The organism is Frigoribacterium sp. MEB024 (assembly GCF_000878135.1).
Classification (GTDB): domain Bacteria; phylum Actinomycetota; class Actinomycetes; order Actinomycetales; family Microbacteriaceae; genus Frigoribacterium.
This window is the reverse complement of the sequence record NZ_JXQZ01000038.1, coordinates 1-2,595: the sequence shown is the minus strand read 5'-3', so window position 1 is coordinate 2,595 and position 2,595 is coordinate 1. Positions and strand designations below refer to the sequence as shown.

Sequence of the window (2,595 nt, the reverse complement as noted above, 5' to 3'; positions counted from 1 at the left end):
ATGTGAACAAACCGCCACGAGTTTGCGTGGCGGTTCGTTCACATCGTGGCGGGATGCGGCCATGACGCGACCCGCGCCTCCAGCGCGCGGCCCGCGCCGGCTCAGCGGTAGTGCTGCTCGCCGCGGGCCGCCGCCGCGACCACGTCGCGGATGCGCGCCGCACGGGTCTCGGGCCGCTTGAGCGAGGCCAGCCGGAAGTACACCCGGAACCGCTCGGTCTTCGTCAGCGACGCGAAGTGGGCGGCCGCCGCCGGGTCGGCGTCGAGAGCGGCCTGCAGGTCGTCCGGAGGCGCGGCGTCCTTCTGCCGATAGGCGGCGTCCCAGCGCCCGTCGGCCTTCGCCCGGTCGACCTCGGCCTGCCCCGCCGGGGTCATGAGCCCCTCGGCGACGAGGCGGGCGACGTGCTCGCGGTTCACCTGGGACCACGGGCTGTCCTTCCGCCGCGGTTGGAACGCGGTGAGCGTGAAGTCGTCGTCGAGCCGACTGGTCTGACCGTCGATCCAGCCGTGGCAGAGGGCGACGTCGAGCGCCTCGGACCAGGTCATGCCCGGCCTCGTCGACCGCACCTTGCGGAGCGTCAGCCGCACCCCGCCCACGTCGGGGTCGCCCTCGAGGTACTCGCGCCACTGCTCGACCGTCACGTCGAGCACGGGCTTGTCCGCGAAGCTGACCATGCCGCGACCCTACCGACTCGGACCGACCCGCATCCGCCCCGCGGCCGACACCGTCCCGTCCCCCGGACGACCACGCCCCCGTCCCCCGGTCGACGCGCCCCTCAGCGCCCCTCCCCTAGCCTGGCGGGATGGACCTCATCGGGTGGATCACCGACGTCGGCTCGTCGTTGCCGACCCCGCTCGTCTGGGCCCTGGGCGCCCTGTTCTCGTTCACCGAGTCGGGGCTCGGCCTCGGCGTCTTCGTGCCGGGCGAGACGATCGTGCTGCTGCTCGCCGCGACCTTCGACAGCCCCTGGCCGGCGGTCGCGTTCTTCGTCTCCGTGGCGATCGGCGGCTCGCTCGGCGACCACGTCGGCTACCTGCTCGGTCGCCGCTTCGGCACGGGGTTCCGCGACACGCGCATCATCCGCCGGATCGGCGTCGACAGCTGGGACCGTGCCGTCGCCGTCCTCGAGCGGCGAGGGGCGGCCGCGGTGTTCCTCACCCGCCTCGTGCCGGTGGTCCGCACCCTGACGCCGGCGGCGGCCGGCGTCGCGAAGGTGCCCTACCGGTCGTTCCTGCCCGCGTCGCTCGGCGGGGCGCTGACCTGGGCCGCCGTCTACGTCGGCATCGGGTTCCTGCTGCGGTCCTCGCTCGAGGCGGCGCAGGAGTACCTCGGGCAGTTCTCGTCGTGGGCGCTGATCGGCGCCGCGGTGATCGTCGCGATCGTGTTCGTCGTGCGGCTCGTGCGCCGGCGTCGGGCGGCAGCCGCCGACGACGCGGACGGCACCGTCGACGAGACGGTCGCCGCCGACGTCGCTGAGACCCCCGACGACGCCGCGGACCCGGAGGCGCGGGTCGACGACCGCGGGCCCGTCGCGTCCGCCGTCCACGCGGCCGGGCACGCCGTGGCCGATCCCGTCGTCGCGGGGGCGTCCGCCTCGGGCGAGTTCGTCGCGGAGCACCTGTCGTCCCGTCGGCTCGGCGCCCTGCGCCACCGCCTCTTCGAGGTGGACGACTGGCGGACCGTGCCCAACGCGATCACGGCTGCGCGCCTCCTGCTGTTGCCGCTCTTCGCCGGCCTGCTGATCGCCGAGCTCTGGTGGCCGGCCCTCATCGTGATCGCGGTCGTGTTCGCGACCGACTGGCTCGACGGGTTCGTGGCCCGGCGCACCGACTCCGTCTCGGTGCTCGGGTCGTGGCTCGACCCCGTGGCCGACCGGTTGACCGTGGTCGTCGTCGCCGTGGCGTTCGCGACGGCCGACGTCTTCGGCTGGCAGGAGGCCGTGCTGCTGATGGTGCCCGACGTGCTGCTCGCGATCGGCGCCGTGCTCGCGTTCCGCGGCGACCCCGCGTTGCCGGTCTGGTGGGCCGGGCGGCTGCGCACCGGGCTGTGCTTCGTCGGCCTCGCGGTGCTGCTGCTCGGGGTGGCGCTCGACGGCCCCGAGTGGACGGCCGTGATCGGCGTCGGGTACCTGGTCTTCCTGGTCGGGCTGGTGTTCCACTACGTGTCGGCGGTGCACTACGCACGGGTGATGCTCGTCCGTTGGCAGCGAGCCATCGCCGAGCGTCCGGTCTGACGTCGGGCCGGCTCGACATCGGACCGGGTCGACCGACCTGGCACCGTCAGAGCCCGAACAGCAGCCGCAGTCCGAGGGCCACCATGACGACGGCGATCACCGCGTCGAGCGCCCGCCAGGCGACCGGCTTCGCGAACAGGGGACGCAGGAGGCGCGCGCCGAACCCCAGCGCCGAGAACCACACGAGACTCCCCGCGATCGCCCCGGCCGCGAACCACCAACGCAGGTCGGGCGGCTGGTGGTTCGCGACCGAGCCGAGGAAGACGATCGTGTCGAGATAGGTGTGGGGGTTGAGCCAGGTGAAGGCGAGGGCGCCGAGGACGGCCGGGACGACCCGGGCGGGCGTGACGGCGCGCGCGGCA

3 protein-coding genes are annotated in these 2,595 nt (G+C 73.9%); 1 reads left to right on the top strand and 2 read right to left on the bottom strand.

The features are described from left to right. Window positions 1-101 precede the first annotated feature (101 nt). A complete protein-coding gene (locus tag SZ60_RS09335) occupies window positions 102-674 on the bottom strand; it encodes a YdeI family protein (protein WP_043595401.1) in 573 nt (190 codons plus the stop codon). A 128-nt stretch (window positions 675-802) separates the two neighbouring features. Here SZ60_RS09335 and SZ60_RS16895 point away from each other — a divergent pair, with 128 nt between their 5' ends. Continuing rightward, complete coding sequence (locus tag SZ60_RS16895; protein WP_082060016.1) at window positions 803-2,233, top strand: CDP-alcohol phosphatidyltransferase family protein; 1,431 nt, start codon at window positions 803-805, stop codon at window positions 2,231-2,233. 46 nt (window positions 2,234-2,279) lie between these two features. Here the strand turns inward: SZ60_RS16895 and SZ60_RS09325 are convergent. Then, on the bottom strand, window positions 2,280-2,595 hold a 316-nt coding region (locus SZ60_RS09325; RefSeq protein ID WP_043595400.1), incomplete at its 5' end, for a LysE/ArgO family amino acid transporter.

What these genes read in the sequence shown, in the direction of transcription:
- SZ60_RS09335 (WP_043595401.1), bottom strand. Translation starts at nt 674, where the DNA reads ATGGTCAGCTTCGCGGACAAGCCCGTGCTCGACGTGACGGTCGAGCAG.
- SZ60_RS16895 (WP_082060016.1), top strand. Translation starts at nt 803, where the DNA reads ATGGACCTCATCGGGTGGATCACCGACGTCGGCTCGTCGTTGCCGACC.